Source organism: Pseudoalteromonas 'SMAR' (assembly GCF_048515945.1).
GTDB lineage: Bacteria > Pseudomonadota > Gammaproteobacteria > Enterobacterales > Alteromonadaceae > Pseudoalteromonas.
Genome location: NZ_JBLWMW010000021.1, coordinates 57,473 through 73,172, shown reverse-complemented (window position 1 = coordinate 73,172; position 15,700 = coordinate 57,473). Strand labels below are relative to the sequence as shown.

The 15,700-nt window shown below is 42.7% G+C and carries 17 protein-coding genes and 1 tRNA gene; 5 read left to right on the top strand and 13 right to left on the bottom strand.

Annotated features, from left to right (window positions below; translation table 11 throughout):
• The first annotated feature begins 300 nt into the window (after positions 1–300).
• Complete coding sequence (locus ACNKW2_RS10590) at positions 301–1,272, top strand: AbiTii domain-containing protein (RefSeq protein WP_419148528.1); 972 nt, start codon at positions 301–303, stop codon at positions 1,270–1,272.
• A 369-nt stretch (positions 1,273–1,641) separates the two neighbouring features.
• On the opposite strand, the gene ACNKW2_RS10585 is transcribed toward ACNKW2_RS10590, so the two are convergent.
• The 5 genes from ACNKW2_RS10585 to ACNKW2_RS10565 all read right to left on the bottom strand — a co-directional run bounded on the left by ACNKW2_RS10585 (position 1,642) and on the right by ACNKW2_RS10565 (position 4,781).
• On the bottom strand, positions 1,642–2,238 hold the full coding sequence (locus tag ACNKW2_RS10585) for a hypothetical protein (RefSeq protein ID WP_419148527.1): 597 nt from the start codon (positions 2,236–2,238) through the stop codon (positions 1,642–1,644).
• Between the two features lie 371 nt (positions 2,239–2,609).
• The gene (locus ACNKW2_RS10580) at positions 2,610–3,359 is read right to left on the bottom strand and encodes a replication initiator protein A (protein ID WP_419148531.1); all 750 of its coding nucleotides are present in this window, start codon (positions 3,357–3,359) and stop codon (positions 2,610–2,612) included.
• Positions 3,360–3,415: 56 nt separating this feature from the next.
• Entirely contained in the window at positions 3,416–3,616 is a 201-nt protein-coding gene (locus ACNKW2_RS10575) for a helix-turn-helix transcriptional regulator (RefSeq protein WP_419148526.1), read from the bottom strand.
• 517 nt (positions 3,617–4,133) lie between these two features.
• Positions 4,134–4,511: a hypothetical protein gene (locus tag ACNKW2_RS10570; RefSeq protein ID WP_419148525.1), complete on the bottom strand. Its 378-nt coding sequence runs from the start codon at positions 4,509–4,511 to the stop codon at positions 4,134–4,136.
• Positions 4,512–4,571: 60 nt separating this feature from the next.
• On the bottom strand, positions 4,572–4,781 hold the full coding sequence (locus ACNKW2_RS10565; RefSeq protein ID WP_419148524.1) for a hypothetical protein: 210 nt from the start codon (positions 4,779–4,781) through the stop codon (positions 4,572–4,574).
• 113 nt (positions 4,782–4,894) lie between these two features.
• On the opposite strand from ACNKW2_RS10565, the gene ACNKW2_RS10560 reads away from it, so the two are divergent.
• On the top strand, positions 4,895–5,164 hold the full coding sequence (locus ACNKW2_RS10560) for a helix-turn-helix domain-containing protein (protein WP_419148523.1): 270 nt from the start codon (positions 4,895–4,897) through the stop codon (positions 5,162–5,164).
• Between the two features lie 210 nt (positions 5,165–5,374).
• On the opposite strand, the gene ACNKW2_RS10555 is transcribed toward ACNKW2_RS10560, so the two are convergent.
• The 8 genes from ACNKW2_RS10555 to cutA form a co-directional block, all read right to left on the bottom strand.
• Positions 5,375–6,235, bottom strand: coding sequence for a phage integrase N-terminal domain-containing protein (locus ACNKW2_RS10555; RefSeq protein ID WP_419148522.1), 861 nt, complete (start codon positions 6,233–6,235; stop codon positions 5,375–5,377).
• Between the two features lie 741 nt (positions 6,236–6,976).
• Positions 6,977–7,927 (bottom strand): SAP domain-containing protein, encoded by a 951-nt coding sequence (locus tag ACNKW2_RS10550; RefSeq protein WP_419148521.1) that lies wholly within the window; start codon positions 7,925–7,927, stop codon positions 6,977–6,979.
• 334 nt (positions 7,928–8,261) lie between these two features.
• A tRNA-Ile gene (locus ACNKW2_RS10545) sits at positions 8,262–8,338 on the bottom strand.
• Positions 8,339–8,716: 378 nt separating this feature from the next.
• Positions 8,717–10,060 (bottom strand): acetyl-CoA carboxylase biotin carboxylase subunit, encoded by a 1,344-nt coding sequence (accC, locus tag ACNKW2_RS10540; protein WP_419148520.1) that lies wholly within the window; start codon positions 10,058–10,060, stop codon positions 8,717–8,719.
• Positions 10,061–10,080: 20 nt separating this feature from the next.
• Positions 10,081–10,545 (bottom strand): acetyl-CoA carboxylase biotin carboxyl carrier protein, encoded by a 465-nt coding sequence (accB, locus tag ACNKW2_RS10535; RefSeq protein ID WP_419148519.1) that lies wholly within the window; start codon positions 10,543–10,545, stop codon positions 10,081–10,083.
• A gap of 19 nt (positions 10,546–10,564) precedes the next feature.
• Positions 10,565–11,026: a type II 3-dehydroquinate dehydratase gene (gene aroQ / locus ACNKW2_RS10530; protein ID WP_419148517.1), complete on the bottom strand. Its 462-nt coding sequence runs from the start codon at positions 11,024–11,026 to the stop codon at positions 10,565–10,567.
• Positions 11,027–11,219: 193 nt separating this feature from the next.
• Positions 11,220–13,046: a protein-disulfide reductase DsbD gene (locus ACNKW2_RS10525; RefSeq protein ID WP_419148516.1), complete on the bottom strand. Its 1,827-nt coding sequence runs from the start codon at positions 13,044–13,046 to the stop codon at positions 11,220–11,222.
• On the bottom strand, positions 13,046–13,366 hold the full coding sequence (gene cutA / locus ACNKW2_RS10520) for a divalent-cation tolerance protein CutA (RefSeq protein WP_419148515.1): 321 nt from the start codon (positions 13,364–13,366) through the stop codon (positions 13,046–13,048). The genes ACNKW2_RS10525 and cutA overlap by 1 nt, the downstream gene beginning before the upstream one ends.
• Before the next feature lie 129 nt (positions 13,367–13,495).
• On the opposite strand from cutA, the gene ACNKW2_RS10515 reads away from it, so the two are divergent.
• The 3 genes from ACNKW2_RS10515 to groL form a co-directional block, all read left to right on the top strand.
• Positions 13,496–14,008, top strand: coding sequence for an FxsA family protein (locus ACNKW2_RS10515; protein WP_336567575.1), 513 nt, complete (start codon positions 13,496–13,498; stop codon positions 14,006–14,008).
• 156 nt (positions 14,009–14,164) lie between these two features.
• Positions 14,165–14,452: a co-chaperone GroES gene (locus ACNKW2_RS10510; protein ID WP_336567574.1), complete on the top strand. Its 288-nt coding sequence runs from the start codon at positions 14,165–14,167 to the stop codon at positions 14,450–14,452.
• Between the two features lie 48 nt (positions 14,453–14,500).
• The coding region (groL, locus tag ACNKW2_RS10505; protein ID WP_419148514.1) for a chaperonin GroEL at positions 14,501–15,700 on the top strand (1,200 nt) is incomplete at its 3' end.

Below are 15,700 nucleotides of genomic sequence, written 5' to 3'. Positions count from 1 at the left end.
GGGTACTTGGATATTTAGGCGTTATTATCTGACACAGAATTTTGAACGCCCTCAAGACAATTTATTAAAAATTAGTTTTCACACAGTCTGGGCACAGAGCCGACCTTCGGCTCTAACTCGTTTTTGTCCATTGACGAGTTACAATCATAACTCGCCTTTGCCCCAATTCTTTGTTTCGACAGATTGAATACTTAAATGCATCATTTGACTTGCTTTTAGTAATGCTAGTAATCTGCCTTTAGGTTTGATTTGGTTTGGTGGTAATGTGACACCGAATAACTAGCATTCAAAGGGATAAAAATGGATAGAGTTGAAGAAGCACGGAGTCTATGTGAAGAAATACTGAAGAATGTAGAGTTAAGTGAGCTTCCGCTTCATTCTATAATCCTCAAAGCTTCTCGTGTAGCACGATTGATGAAAGACAGCGATATGCAAGAAATACTGCAATATGAAGCATCTGGTTATCCAAATTCGTCAGGTGCAGTTCGTTCAAAAGTATTCAATCTAGCCGGAATAGCTAATCGTGTATCAATTAATAAAGACGACAAATCAGGTGAAGAAAAGAAAACTTGCTATGTAGAATCAGTTCAAGAAATCGAAGCAGTCATCAGTGCAGAGTCCGAATCCTTAAGAGCATGCGATCCAAAGTTTGTGGCGCCTAGAAGGATACATCAAAGCAAAATTAGCATGTGGACAGGTCGCTTAGCTGCTAGGCGTGCATTCGTTCATTCATATATCCTAGATCAACTTACAGAGTTGAACTTTTCTAACCTCGCAGACAGTGTTTTTACTCGTATTAGGCTTAATGTAGATGCAAAAATAGCAAGTAAGGTTCCTGAAGCTGTTAAAAAGTTCAATGCAATACACGGCAACCTTGAATCTGACAACCCTGAAGATTGGTCTAATAGCGCTCATAGTTGTAGACGAATTTTGCAAGATTTGGCAGATGCGCTTTTCCCTCCCACACATGATAGAAAAACACCAGCAAATAAACCCATAAAGCTTGGTCCAGATAACTACATAAATCGACTAATTTGTTATGCCGAAGATCAGGTTAAATCGAAAACTTATACTGAGGTGGTTGGATCACAGTTAAAGTACCTTGGTCATCGGCTTGATTCCTTGTTTAATGCAGCACAAAAAGGCTCCCACTCAACAATAAGCACAAGAGAAGAAGCGGAAAGGTACGTGGTTTATACGTATATGATAGTAGGCGATATTCTCAGGCTTGCTAATGAAGAAAACTCTACTGAAGATGTAATAAAATCATAATTAACTACTAGTTAAAATGGTAAAATCATAAACACGTTTTTATTCAGAACCTTCATAGTTGGAGCTTCGTAACTGCCCCAAAGCAAGTTAGTGGGTAAATTCGCTGACTGGGTACAGCGGCAGTTGTTTTTGGCTCTTTTGCTTACGAAATATGAAAGCAGTCAATTTACAAGGTGTAAAACGGACTGCTTCCAAGTCTAATAAATTTGGTGAATTAAGTTAATTAGCTATTCCCAATCATCTTCTTCGTCATTTTGACAGCCACAGTCTTCAATTGCTCCGCCATAGAAAGCGTCACTTCCATCATCTTCTGTCCACATTGAAGTGGTACAGTAACAAAACTGGCATTGATAATGATATTCTGACATTTTAAAACTCCGTTGTCGCAGGTTCGTCTTTCTTAATTAACGACCATTGGACTTCTTTGAAGTGACCAAAAGGTGAAAATACACCTTGAATTGGCATTTCAAAGTAATAAATACAAAGTTGATTGATCAGCTCAATAAACTCATCTACCTGATAGGTTGGAGATATGCCCGAACTTTTTACCAGTTCAATAGGCCATTTTTTCTTTTGAATTTGTAGAATGAAATCAAGAAGCTGTAGTGAATTAGATATTTGATCCACTCCGATCATATATGGAGTGAACTCACCATCGAAAACAATTACTTTGTCTTCTGGATAAAAATACCAGTCACCACTCTTAAATGTCGGAGATTGATTAAATTTTTGTCCCCAAGTAATGTTTCTTTGCATTTGACCTAAGCTATTACTTTCAGGCTCAGATCGCTTTTTTAATATGCTTTCGCTTGCCTTAACCGCATCTCGGTAAGAGTTAAAGCCGTATAATTGATGGCTAACTATATCAAGCAATTCGGTATGTGACTTATCAGGGAGGTGACTTTTTAAACGCTTTGCAGCAGTTTTGATTTGTTTAATTTTTAATGGGGATAATTCTTTATTCATTACACTGTCCATTTATTTGTACCTATCCTGTTGCCCACTCACAGAAATACAATTAGTTCAGTGAAAGTATAAAGTTTGTAAGTAGTACCAAAGGCTTTGCCATAATTAGTGGGCGGCTAGCTTCTACAAGCAATTTAAGGTTAACTTGGCGGTAAAGGGTTGTCAAGGGAGTAATTGAGGACTATTTTTTACACCTTATTTTCACATTTAAAGTCAAAATGGGTTGAACTGGCACAGAGCCAGCTTCTAGTTCTAACCCTCTTTTGTCCAGAAGCGATTTTGGTGGCATAAGGGACAGTCTGTACGACTAGGTCACGCTTTACGACCATAGGTGTCAGATCGTGTATGAGTCAGTACAACTAACCTGAGTTTTATTCTTTCCGTATAATTTCGGATTCAAGTTTCGCGAGTTCCATCCTTCCACTCTGAGTATCACGAAAAATAAATAAGCTGTCGCCCTCAACCTTCAATCGGTAGTCGAGTATTTTTTCTATCCTTTTAAGCCGCTTTTTTAAATCCGCCAATGACGATCTAATACCAATTCTTTCTCGTAAATTATCTAGCTTTATAACTTGCTTAGAAGGCCTACCGCAGCGCTTCCGGCAGACTTCATAAAGTCTGCGTTCGAATGGTTTGGATAATTGAAAGTAACCTTCATGTAATGTTAAAACATCATTGTCATCAATCGTCTCAATGAGCCAATCGGGCAATGTTACTTGCCAGCGACTTAAACCACTACCTTCGATTAACTTAAAGCCTTCGATGAGACCCATACTTTCCAAAAATCTTCGGCCATTAAACTTATAATCAGTAGTGATTAAAGTTCCTGCGAGTCGATATAAAGCCTTTTCAACAAGTTTGTACTCCTTACCTGATGTTCCTCTTCCTGTGGCCTTTAGGAGATCATAGGTGTTGAAGTGAACCGTGTTGCAGTGCTCTAAGTTAGCATTTTTTGCGGCCATGATATGGCTCAAGCAGAAAATGAGTATCTCTTTATCTTTGATAGTTGCTCGACCTAGGACGCTTGGAACAATTTTTATCGATACGCCTTTATATGAAAAATCCAGAACACCTTTAGACTTACCGTCTAATGCAAACACAGGCCACACCATTGAAAACATATCTGATTTCAAATTGACATGAGTCATTTTGCATTCGAAAGACGCCATAACTAGCGTTACTTGTTTCTTGGTTGAGTAGCTAACCAGTTGTGAAAATCTTCAACGGGGAAAAGTAATCGAGCACCAATTTTAATATGCGGTGGTAATGGGTAATTTCCACAGCCTTGCTTGTTCTTAGAAATTTGATTAAAAAGAGCTTGTTTGCTGATAAAAAGTAAGTCGGCTACTTCTTCTGAACGATAAAATATCTTTTCCATTATAGTTGACCTCATAGCGTAGGCGTTGAGCTCAATTATTAGCTCAACACATTATTAATTAGTTGAGCGACAATGGTAATTAAGTGTTCACAGAGTTGTCCTTGAAAAGCTAGGGGAACTTTCGGGGGGTTTTTGATGTTTTAGGGACAGAGCAACTTGTTTTAGCAATTAAAAAGATATAACCATCTGATTTTTATTGCTATTATTTTTTCATGTGGGTTGGTTAGAGAATGTTCCTACAAAAAAGTTCGTTTGATAATCTTTTTAAGCAGGCTTTTGGAGAGGTTCTATACAATATCACTTACATTTGAAATGAAACAAAACAGCGAAGAAAATCACAAGACTTAGAATCAATACGCAACCAGCGAGTAAAGGAGCCATGTTTAAATCCTGCCAGCTTTAATTGCTGTGAAAAGGTCATTTTTTAGCTTGTCGTAGCGTCGAGTAGCGCGAATTGCGAACACCATTAAAATCCACATTTGAAACCATTCGTATAATGTCATAACTGCAATCTCTGCTAATGCTTTGCACTTGAGTATAGAAAAGATCCTTCCCAATTACACAAAGCAATAACCCACTCACTAATATTTTGCTGTTTCTGCTCATTACAACCGATAAACGGGAACGTGATTTCTTTGCTTCGAGATTTGAAATGACTGAAAGGCTCTAGTCTAATGTCCCAAATCTCACCGGTTTCATTTGTCACATCAAAAGCCAGCGCCTTTTGAGAAATCAAAACCAAAAACATTTCTTGCTCTGACCGCACTTCTTTCTCAAATGATAGCCCTAATGGTTCACATTCAGCTTCGATACCAGCTAAGCGGCTTTGAAACTCAGCTACTACAGGGATGAATGGCCTTAGCTCAACTTTTTTGTATAGATCTAAAAGTAGCATTACATTGCTCCTTAAAATTAGGCATGCCTAATTTTGAGCACTGCCATATTCTTTAAGTGATTAGTAATAGGTGTCGTAAAGTTCACCACGTGATTGCGCATCTTCAGCCTCTTCACGCGACATAAATTCACCATCAGCGATAATATTGCCCATACCATCGTTCAATTGATCGAGTTGCTTGTTTTCGTTCGACGACTGCTCATCGCTTGTAAATAAACTTACCAGCAAGTAGATAGTCCCGACTAATACACACACAAATGTTTCGAGCATATTCATTCCTCCAAATTCAAATTACTCAGAAAAGTAAGAGCTAAGTATTCCTTAGTATCTAGATTCAATTAAAGCTAAGAAGATCTTAGTTTTCAAGTTTAGAACAGCAAATAATGAAAACTAATGACGAATCACCATTTCCAAAGCGCTTAAAAGAGGCAAGAAAAGCGAAAGGGCTATCACAAAAACAGTTAGGGATTTTGGCTGGAATGGATGAATTTGCTGCATCGGCAAGAATGAACCAATACGAAAAAGGCGTACATGCCCCAGACTTCAAAACAGTGAAAGCTCTGGCTGATATTTTAGAAGTACCAACCGCTTACTTGTATTGTATAGATAACAAATTAGCAGAAAAAATATTAAACTGGTCAGCGAGCGAATAAACTCAGATATGTTAAGCGGCTCTGGGGAAGATCACACAGCACGGTGATTGTTGGCGTTGTAAAAATACAGCTTGAAAAGGGAACTGTTTGTGTTCCCTGAAGTCTCGGAGGCTTTTATTGTAAGTGGATGCTTGCGGAAGATAAAATTAGGCATGCCTAATTTTATAGCCTAAAAAAATCATGTGGTGTGATGCTTCGCACGTTCAATGGTCAGCTACCCAAATATGTATACGTGATACTAAACCGCTCATGTCCAAGTTCACGGCTAATTTGCATGCGTGCTTTGTAATCTAGCTCTCGCTCTTTGCCTACTAAATGCATACGGCGTGGACCGCCGTTCGCTGGGCACTGCCATCCGGTTAGTTCTAAGTAACGCTGGCGGGCGTAGTGATGGCGCAAGCCGTGGTTCTTGCTCAGGCCTACCTTTTTGGTTTCACGTTCATATCGGCGCATTTGGTCAACATAGCGGTCTGTAGCACGGATTAATGATGAGCGTGTAAAAGACCGGATCTCATCTAAAAGAGCTCGCTGTGATTCTTTAAGGATAGGCAAGGTACGGGGTTTACCGCCTTTGGTCCATGATCCTTTTAAGCGGATATGATTACCTTGGTCCGCGTAGCTGACGTTGAACTTGATCGCCTCTTCTCGGCGTAGCCCGAACTCTTGCTGTAGACGCAGGGAAAGCTTTAAATAAGGGCAGCCAACCTGAGCATGCTTCTTCATGTCTAATTCTTTGGACTTGCCTAGGGGGCTATTGCGTACTTTGTCGATGCCGTATTCATCATTGCTTCTGGCTACTACATTGCGTTTGCCAACTTTTTCAGCCCACCACCGGATTGCAGACATACGGTTCTTGATAGTCTTGTTTGAAAGCTTCTGTTCTTGCCAATGCTTTACCAAGGCTGTCACATGTTTTGGCTTAAGGCCTTTGGGGTCTTTAAGTTTAAAGCCGAAGCCATGAAGCTGCCTTGCTAAAAGGTTAAATATTTTCTTTCGGTCATTGCGTGTGCCGTGGCTGCGCTCTTTATGTGTAACGATTAAATGGTTTAGTGAGTATCCCAACTGGCTCATATCAATTCCTCATGGTTAAAAGTGGAAGATAGAAAACCAAAACCGAAGATCAGGGGGCATAAGCCAATATAGGTAAGTTTTAAAGCCACTTGGCTAGTACGTAACTAGACAAGTTGTCATAAGACACATGGGCTGACTGATCTAAAGCAAACAAGCAAAGCGGCGCTGAGTCTGTTGATTCAAGGCGCAGACTATAGTGGTTCTGGTGATTATTAATGTGGCTCTGTTGAGCCTGACAGCTACGGTTGTAGCTCCTCTTGACGTGTCGAGGGCAGTTGGGAGACGCCCGTTTTCTTGTTTGCTCGTCGTGAGCAGTTTCATATTTAAATTAACACATTGATCACTGATTGCAAGTGGCCAATTTACCTAGTGGATGCCTTTCCCTCTTCTGGCCCTTTGATTTTGCGGTCGGGTAATTGGGCTCAAGGCATCATGAGCAGAGGCCTTGAGCGGGGCGACTCTGTGAGTCGTCCCTACCTCTTCGAGTAGGTACGACTTGTTGTGACTCAACAAAAACGAACCACAATAGCGCGCCTATTCTGTTATATTTGGTCTCTATTTTAAGTTTCAGAACGCTGAATTTTCCCTTGTATGATGCTGTATCTGGACTTCGAAAAATAACCCTCAAGCTCGAACTTAGGTGCTACTTATTATGGTGCTTGATGATTAGATACTATCGATATTCTAATCATTGTTGAACACTGGCACTTCTTTATATATTTAACTGCTTGCATTAACCTTTTAGGTATCTATAGCCTCTGATATTGATAAACTGCACCCGCTCAAACATCTGCAATCAGCTAATGGAATTTCTGGGACTTCGTTTAGGCTATAAACTCCAATCTTGAACTTCTCACATGCCAAGCAGAAGTCACCTTCGAAGCGCATAACTTTCATGATATAGGGTAGTTCTAGCTCTTGAGACTTTAATGTTGCATCAGATATGCGAAACTTATTCTGTGCGAAGAATACTATCATGCGACAAATACTATCAGGATCTAGGTGCGTTCCATTGTTAGCCAACCTTTTCTTAAGTTTTGCATCCAGCTTTAAACCCCAAAGAAACATACGAATAGCACCTTGACGGGCTGAGGGTTTTAATTCGGGCTTAATTTCAGAGAGAATTCCAGGCCAATCATCGAGGATGGTTTCCAATATGAAAACCTCCTTGGAACTACCAAAATTAGACCATTCAACTCTTAAACCTGATGGGAATGGCAAACTCTGTTGATACTTTCTCACGGGAGCAAATGCACCCTCAAAGTTTCTGCAAATTGCCTCATTTACGGAGCTTTCTATTGCAGCGGTTGTCTCACTTTCAATCAGCTTGCCTTTGTCGCTCACTTTTTTGGCTCCCTCATCGGAGCACACCCAAAAATCATGCTCATATAGCTTGCCGTCAAATTGGGTCGGTGAAAATTTTAGGATTCTCGCAACTAAATCTGGTTTTGTTCCAGAAGTGGCTAAGTCAAGGCTTGAGGCAATTTCCCTAAGCTCTGTCGCTGAGTAGGTTGCTGTAGCTGCTTTTTCGGTGTTGGCTAATTTCAAAGTACCATCATTTTGAAACCCCTTGAAAGCGAGTTCGGCATTTTGCCCTAGATAACTATTCCAGTCTCTCATGTTTAAGACATTGGAGCGACTTTTAGGCTTCAAAAAGTTTTTGAGAAAATAGTATTCATTATTGTTCATCATGTGCGTACCTTTGCTTTAGATGATCTTCTAATTCAAAATATTCTTGTGTTACTTTATCAGGAAGCTTAGATAGCTTGTCGATTGTTGCCAAAAAATACAGCTGTAATTAGCCCCATTGTATGAATAGGAAAACATGAATATCGTCAACGCTTTTTAAATCAGGCTCAATAAAGTATTGCTACATCGCTCTAGGGGCATTTGTAACGTTATGGTGTATGTAAGGTCTCAGAAGGTACGTTCGTATGCAGCTGTAATTCTGCTATAGTGAAAGTAGCACAGAGGTAGCACAGAGTAATTTGTGTTAGTAGGTATTTACTTGGGAAGCTTGTAGAAATGGTGGCCCCACCTGGACTCGAACCAGGGACCTAACGATTATGAGTCGTGCGCTCTAACCAACTGAGCTATAGGGCCATTTTATTTTGTAAGTGCTCATTAAATTCATCCATGAAGCGGTATCCTGTCGGCGTCCTGCCTCCACCTCATCAAGCTGCGAAGCGATGCTTCGGTCTTGACTCGCCCAACTGAGCTATAGGGCCATTTGCTTTGATGAATTTAAGATAAATCACTGAAAGCGCTGGCAGTATAAGAATTTTTAACAGGCTTGTCACTATCAAATGGTGAAAAAGTCCGACTTGCGGAGTTTGATTGCTTATTATTAAAGCAAATTAATTGTGCCTTAGCTTGTGGTGATGTTTTTGGGTGGGAAGGTTCATGCTGAACGGTGAAGATCGTAGTGCAGAAATAAAAGCGCCGGCACGAGGCCGGCGGCTTTTCGGAGAACGAATTAGGTTATTGTAGACCTAGTTTTTTCTCTAGGTAATGAATGTTAGTGCCACCATTTTGGAAATTTTCGTCAGATAAGATCCGCTTATGCAGTGGAGTATTGGTTTTAATACCGTCAATCACTAACTCATTTAAGGCGTTTTTGGCACGGGCAATAGCAACATCACGATTCTCACCGTAAGTAATTAACTTACCAATCATGGAGTCGTAATGTGGTGGCACCGTGTAGTCGGCATAAATGTGGCTGTCCCAACGGATCCCAAGACCACCGGCAGGGTGGAAGCGAGTAATTTTACCCGGCGATGGGATAAAGCTTTCTGGGTCTTCCGCGTTAATACGGCACTCAATCGCATGGCCACGAATGATCACGTCTTCTTGAGTGATAGACAGCGGCTGACCTGCAGCAATCTTTAATTGCTCTTTGATGAGATCCACACCAGTGACCATTTCTGTTACTGGGTGCTCAACCTGAATACGGGTGTTCATTTCAATAAAGTAGAACTCGCCGTTTTCATATAAGAATTCGAAAGTGCCAGCGCCACGATAACCAATCTCGAGACAAGCACGTGTACAGCGGTCACCAATGTACTTACGCATTTCTGCGGTAATACCTGGCGCAGGTGCTTCTTCTACGACTTTCTGATGGCGGCGCTGCATAGAGCAGTCACGCTCACCTAAGTGAATCGCATTGCCTTGGCCATCAGCGAGTACTTGTACTTCGATATGACGTGGGTTTTCTAGGAATTTCTCCATGTAAACCATGCCGTTACCAAAGAACTGTTTGGCTTCTTGTTGAGTAAGTGCGATTGAGTCAATCAGTTCTTTTTCGCTACGTACAACTCGCATACCACGACCACCACCGCCGCCTGCGGCTTTGATGATAACCGGGTAACCAATGCGCTTAGCAATTTGTAAGTTGCGCTCATTGTCTTCTGTGAGTGGGCCATCAGAACCCGGCACACAAGGCACGCCTGCTTTACGCATTGCCTCAATTGCCGATACTTTGTCGCCCATTAGGCGAATGGTGTCGCCTTTTGGTCCAATAAAAATAAAGCCACTTTGCTCAACTTGGTCGGCAAAGTCTGCGTTTTCTGAAAGGAAACCATAGCCTGGGTGAATAGCGACAGCATCAGTCACTTCAGCCGCAGCGATAATACGAGGAATATCAAGGTAGCTTTCGTTGGCTGCAGGTTTGCCAATACAAATGGTTTCATCCGCAAGAAGAACGTGTTTGAGGTCACGGTCGGCTGTTGAGTGTACCGCAACCGTTTTAATCCCCAGCTCCTTGCAGGCACGCAATACGCGAAGTGCAATTTCACCTCGGTTTGCAATGACTACTTTATCTAACATAACGTTGACCTTCTGCGTGATTATTCGATGATGAATAGCGGTTGGTCGAATTCTACTGGCTCACCGTTTTCAACTAGAATGGCTTTTACCACACCGGCTTTGTCTGATTCGATCTGGTTCATCATTTTCATTGCTTCAACGATACATAGAGTATCGCCAACGTTTACTTTGCTGCCTACTTCAACGTAAGCGGCTGCCGTTGGTGATGAAGCGGCGTAGAATGTACCTACCATTGGTGATTTTACTTGGTGGCCAGATGGTGCACTGCTTTCTTCTGCTGGTGCTGCTTCAGCCGACGGTGCCGCTGGCGCTGCAGCTGCTGGAGCCGCCGCTGGAGCTGCTGCAAACTGCTGTGGTTGTGCATAGACTGGAGCATTACTGTGACGGTTAATGCGAACCGATTCTTCACCTTCGGTGATCTCCAGTTCTGCAATGCCTGATTCTTCTACTAGCTCGATAAGTTTTTTGATCTTGCGAATATCCATACAATGACCCGCCTGTTAGTTAATTTGAGTTATTTTGTTTTCGCAGTTGCGCCAGCGCAGCGTCGAATGCTGCACGATAGCCCAACGCGCCTAATCCACATATCACCCCTTGCGCCACATCAGAGAAATAAGACTTGTGACGAAAAGGCTCTCTGGCGTACACGTTAGTGAGGTGTACTTCATAAAAAGGAATGCTCACACTTAATAAAGCGTCTCTGAGCGCTATGCTGGTATGGGTAAATGCTGCCGGATTAATAATAATCGCATCACAGCGGCCATACTGAGCATGGATTGCGTCGATGAGCTCTGCTTCACTGTTGCTTTGGATGTGAGACAAACTGACTTGCTGGTTTTCGGCGTATTCTGTAAGTGCATTAACCAGTTCGGAAAGGGTCTGCGTGCCGTACTTATCTGGCTCACGACGTCCTAACATATTCAAATTAGGGCCGTTTACTAATAAAATCTTTAATCTTGCAGACATATTACGCGAACTTCCTTTAACTAATGCTTTAGCCAAAAATGTATACTGTATGGCTTACTAACTTAAGCCGAAAACTAGCAAATAGCAAATAATTATCCATTTCGTCGACTATTATAGAGAGTTCGCGGTAAATAGCAGCAAAATACTGGTCTAATGAGAAGGGTGGGGCAACCAAGGTTGCCCCTTTTGTTGATTATTTCGCGGCTTGCTTTGCCTTTTCTAGGTGAGCGGCAAAGTCATCGGCATCCATAAAGCCAGTCACACGTAGCTTTGACATTTCTTCACCTTGGCTATTAAAGAACAGCATCGTAGGTAATCCAAATACCGTAAAGTGCTCCATAATCGCCTGGGTGTTGTCGTTGGCTTTGGTTAGATCTAGCTTTAATAACTCATAATCTTGAAATTGCGCTTGTACTTGTGGCTCGGGAAAGGTGTACTTCTCAAACTCTTTACAGGCCACACACCAGTCTGCGTATAAGTCCACAATTGCCACTTTGCCCTTGGCGTTGGCGGCAGCCACTTCTTGTTCTAATGCTGCTAAATCAGGAATAAGGCGAAACGTTTTCTCCCCGGTAGTGGCTTCATTAACCGCAGTATTGGTCACCGCCACTGGTTGTGCTGCTGGGAAAAGTAATCCTTTAACCCCAAACAAGCCCGATATAAATAAGGTAAGCGCCACACTCCACAGCAAGGTTCTCCCTTTACCTGGGTTAAGCTGGCTCTGCCAAAAGTGCATATAAAGGGCGGTTGCTATAGCCAATCCAGAGGCCAACGCAATAATGGTGTCAAAGTCGAGAATACGCTCGAGTAAGATAAGCGGCACGAACAGCATCACAAATCCAAATAAGGTCTTAACCTGATCCATCCAGCCGCCGGCTTTCGGCAGTAGTTTCCCGCCTGAGGTGCCAAGCAACAATAACGGCAGACCCATGCCTAAGCTAAGCGCATATAAGGTCAACGCGCCGACCATATAATCACCGCTTTGCGCTACAAACAGGAGGGCGCCAGACAGCGGTGCTGTGGTACAAGGCGAGGCAATAAGACCCGATAGCACACCCATGCTAAACACGCCCCAGTAATTACCGCCTTTTTGTTTGTTGCTTAGCTGGGTAAGTTTTTCCATTATTCCGCTAGGTAGGCGAATTTCGTACAGACCAAACATAGAAAGCGCCAACACTACAAACAGTAAGCTAAAGCTGATCAGCACTGCTGGATGTTGTAAGTAGCCTTGCACTTGGCCGCCAAAGTAAGCCACCACTAAACCCAAAGCGGCGTAGGTAACTGCCATGCCTTGCACATATACAAACGACAAGCCAAAGGCCTTGCGCGTAGAAAGTCCCTGCTGACCGGCAATCAGACTCGATAAAATCGGGAACATTGGGAATACACAAGGAGTAAACGCCAAGCCTATACCAAGACCAAAAAAGGTTAAGACGTTCGCCAACAGGCTGCGCTGCATTAATTGTTCTGTGAAAGATAAATCGTCATCGCTGCTTGTTGCAGAGTCGCTGGCTTGCGCTGTGTCGTTACGGCTGGATTGCGGCGAGGCAGAAGAGGCGGCTTGAGTGTCGTTTTGCTCACTGGCAATGACACTTAATGGCACTTCGACAATTTCAGGAGGGTAGCAAAGCCCCGCTTCAGCACAGCCTTGGTAGCGAATTTTTACTACTGCGTTTTCTTCAACGTTGCTGAGCTTAGATATAATAGAAAGGTTATTGAAATACACCTCAGTGCGGCCAAAAAACTCATCTTCTATCATTTCCCCGGGGTCTAGCTCTGGCACTGCAATGTCAGCACCTTTGGCTATTATCTCGAGGTTTTTCTTATATAAGTAATAGCCATCGGCAATATCCCAGCCGACAAAAAGGGTTTTCCCTTGCTGCCCAAAGTCAAACTTAAACGCTTCTTTAACGGGCAGAAAGCTTTGCTGCTTGGGTTCAAGCAGGCTGTCTAACACTGCATTGTTGGCAAAAACAGGAAAAAACAGTAGCAGTGAAAATAGAGCTACGAGCAGTCGCATTAATTTAATACCTCATCCATCCATTTGAAATAACTTAGGTTGCCGCCGGTAATATCGATCACTTGGATTTCAGGCACATCATAGCTATGCATGTCTTTAATGGCCGCCATCACCAGCTCAAGCTTTTCGGGCTTGGTTTTTATCAACAGTTTAACTTCTTGGCTGTGCTCGACTTCCCCTTCCCAAACATAAATAGACTCCATGTTGGGGATCAAGTTCACACAAGCAGCAAGCTTTTGCGTTACCAAGTGCGCTGCGATTTTCCGTGCTTCGTCAGTTGAGTCACAGGTTGAAAGCACAAGTTTGTATCTTATCGCCATTGTCATTTCCATTTTTGAATGATTGCTGGCATCTTAGCCGATAGTGAAATTAATCGAAAGCGCAGCACTGGTATTGCTTGAATTAAGACCCGCGCACCCATATTTATCTTTCGTTGATTTGGAGAAAGTATGTTTAGAATTCTATTTATATTGTTTATCGCCATTCCGATTATCGAGATCGCCCTGCTGATCCAAGTAAGCGAAGTCATTGGCGGGTTTGCCACCATTGCCTTGGTCATTGCCACCGCCATCTTAGGCGCTAAGCTAGTGAAACAACAGGGGTTGGGCGCGTACGTTAACGTCCAGCAGCAGATGTCGCAGGGGCAATTGCCTGCGCAAGATTTGTTTACCGGCTTGTGTGTGATCATCGCCGGAGTGCTGTTAATGACCCCAGGTATTATGACCGATGTGTTAGGCTTTTTACTGCTGACCCCAGCTGTGCGTAAAAAGTTAGCCAAATCATTATTGGCTCATGCTTCAGTGCGAGTACAAACACAAATGCACTCACGTCATTCAGGCTTTAACCAAAGCCCTTTTAATCACACCTCGGATGAGCCTGAAGATGCGCGAAAATCGTTTGATAATCAATCGAGTAATAAACCATCAAACACCATTGAAGGGGAATACGAAAGAAAAGATTAAATTTTTTTAATTTTTTCTCTTGGGTTTTAAATTGCCCATCCCCATTTATGTAAGCAATTAAAATTGCGGATGTTAACCAAGGGATCTACCCGAAGTTAACGGCGCCAATAACGTTATTTCTGTCATTGTTCAGAAACTGTTAGGAGAACTAAATAAATGAACATTCGTCCTTTACATGATCGCGTCATCGTTAAGCGTCTTGAAGAAGAAACAAAGTCAGCTGGCGGTATTGTGCTAACCGGTTCTGCGGCTGAAAAGTCTTCACGTGGTGAAGTTGTTGCTGTAGGCAACGGCCGCGTGTTGGACAATGGTGAAACTAAATCGTTAGAAGTAAAAGCGGGCGACACTGTGTTGTTTGGCTCTTACATCGAAAAAACTGAAAAGATTGAAGGTCAAGAGTACCTAATCATGCGCGAAGACAACATCTTAGGCATCGTAGAATAATTATTACTTTTTGGTTTACACGACACAGAATTTAAGAGGAATTTAAACATGGCAGCTAAAGAAGTTCGTTTTTCAAATGACGCTCGCAACAAAATGCTTAAGGGCGTTAACGTACTAGCAGATGCAGTAAAAGTAACTTTAGGTCCTAAAGGCCGTAACGTTGTTTTAGACAAATCGTTTGGCGCACCTACTATCACTAAAGATGGTGTATCGGTAGCGAAAGAAATCGAACTAGAAGACAAGTTCGAAAACATGGGCGCTCAAATGGTTAAAGAAGTGGCATCTAAAGCGAACGATGCAGCGGGTGATGGTACCACAACTGCAACCGTACTAGCTCAGTCTATCGTTAACGAAGGTCTAAAAGCAGTGGCTGCGGGCATGAACCCAATGGACCTTAAGCGCGGTATCGACAAAGCGGTAATCGCAGCAGTAGAAGAGCTTAAAGCGCTTTCTGTGCCTTGTTCAGACAACAAAGCCATTGCTCAGGTAGGTACTATCTCTGCAAACTCTGATAAAGAAATCGGCGACATCATTGCTGAAGCAATGGAAAAAGTAGGCCGTGAATCAGGCGTTATCACAGTGGAAGAAGGTCAATCACTACAAAATGAACTAGACGTAGTGGAAGGTATGCAGTTTGACCGCGGTTACCTATCTCCTTACTTCATCAACAACGCTGAAAAAGGCCAAGTTGAGCTAGACAACCCACACATTCTGTTAGTAGACAAAAAAGTATCTAACATCCGTGAGTTGCTACCAACACTAGAAGCGGTTGCTAAAACCAGCAAGCCACTACTTATCATTGCTGAAGACTTGGAAGGTGAGGCGCTTGCAACTCTAGTTGTAAACAACATGCGTGGCATTGTAAAAGTAGCCGCTGTTAAAGCGCCAGGCTTCGGTGACCGTCGTAAAGCCATGCTACAAGACATCGCTATCCTAACTGGCGGTACCGTTATCTCTGAAGAGATTGGTCTTGAGCTTGAAAAAGCAACTATCGAAGACCTAGGTACTGCGAAACGCGTGGTTATCACTAAAGACGACACCACAGTGATTGATGGTGCTGGTGAGCAAGACGCAATCGACGGCCGCGTGGCACAAATTAAAGCACAAATTGAAGAAGCAACATCTGACTACGATAAAGAAAAGCTACAAGAGCGCATGGCAAAACTTGCTGGTGGCGTAGGCGTTATCAAAGTCGGTGCAGCAACTGAAGTTGAAATGAAAGAGAAGAAAGACCGCGTAGAAGATGCA

Excerpts from the sequence above, each read along its gene's own strand:
- aroQ (WP_419148517.1), bottom strand. The coding sequence starts at position 11,026 with ATGTCTGCAAGATTAAAGATTTTATTAGTAAACGGCCCTAATTTGAAT.
- ACNKW2_RS10585 (WP_419148527.1), bottom strand. The coding sequence starts at position 2,238 with ATGAATAAAGAATTATCCCCATTAAAAATTAAACAAATCAAAACTGCT.
- ACNKW2_RS10580 (WP_419148531.1), bottom strand. The coding sequence starts at position 3,359 with ATGTTTTCAATGGTGTGGCCTGTGTTTGCATTAGACGGTAAGTCTAAA.
- accC (WP_419148520.1), bottom strand. The coding sequence starts at position 10,060 with ATGTTAGATAAAGTAGTCATTGCAAACCGAGGTGAAATTGCACTTCGC.
- ACNKW2_RS10525 (WP_419148516.1), bottom strand. The coding sequence starts at position 13,046 with ATGCGACTGCTCGTAGCTCTATTTTCACTGCTACTGTTTTTTCCTGTT.
- accB (WP_419148519.1), bottom strand. The coding sequence starts at position 10,545 with ATGGATATTCGCAAGATCAAAAAACTTATCGAGCTAGTAGAAGAATCA.
- ACNKW2_RS10575 (WP_419148526.1), bottom strand. The coding sequence starts at position 3,616 with ATGGAAAAGATATTTTATCGTTCAGAAGAAGTAGCCGACTTACTTTTT.
- ACNKW2_RS10565 (WP_419148524.1), bottom strand. The coding sequence starts at position 4,781 with ATGCTCGAAACATTTGTGTGTGTATTAGTCGGGACTATCTACTTGCTG.
- ACNKW2_RS10515 (WP_336567575.1), top strand. The coding sequence starts at position 13,496 with ATGTTTAGAATTCTATTTATATTGTTTATCGCCATTCCGATTATCGAG.
- ACNKW2_RS10570 (WP_419148525.1), bottom strand. The coding sequence starts at position 4,511 with ATGCTACTTTTAGATCTATACAAAAAAGTTGAGCTAAGGCCATTCATC.
- ACNKW2_RS10510 (WP_336567574.1), top strand. The coding sequence starts at position 14,165 with ATGAACATTCGTCCTTTACATGATCGCGTCATCGTTAAGCGTCTTGAA.
- ACNKW2_RS10555 (WP_419148522.1), bottom strand. The coding sequence starts at position 6,235 with ATGAGCCAGTTGGGATACTCACTAAACCATTTAATCGTTACACATAAA.
- cutA (WP_419148515.1), bottom strand. The coding sequence starts at position 13,366 with ATGGCGATAAGATACAAACTTGTGCTTTCAACCTGTGACTCAACTGAC.
- ACNKW2_RS10560 (WP_419148523.1), top strand. The coding sequence starts at position 4,895 with ATGAAAACTAATGACGAATCACCATTTCCAAAGCGCTTAAAAGAGGCA.
- ACNKW2_RS10590 (WP_419148528.1), top strand. The coding sequence starts at position 301 with ATGGATAGAGTTGAAGAAGCACGGAGTCTATGTGAAGAAATACTGAAG.
- ACNKW2_RS10550 (WP_419148521.1), bottom strand. The coding sequence starts at position 7,927 with ATGATGAACAATAATGAATACTATTTTCTCAAAAACTTTTTGAAGCCT.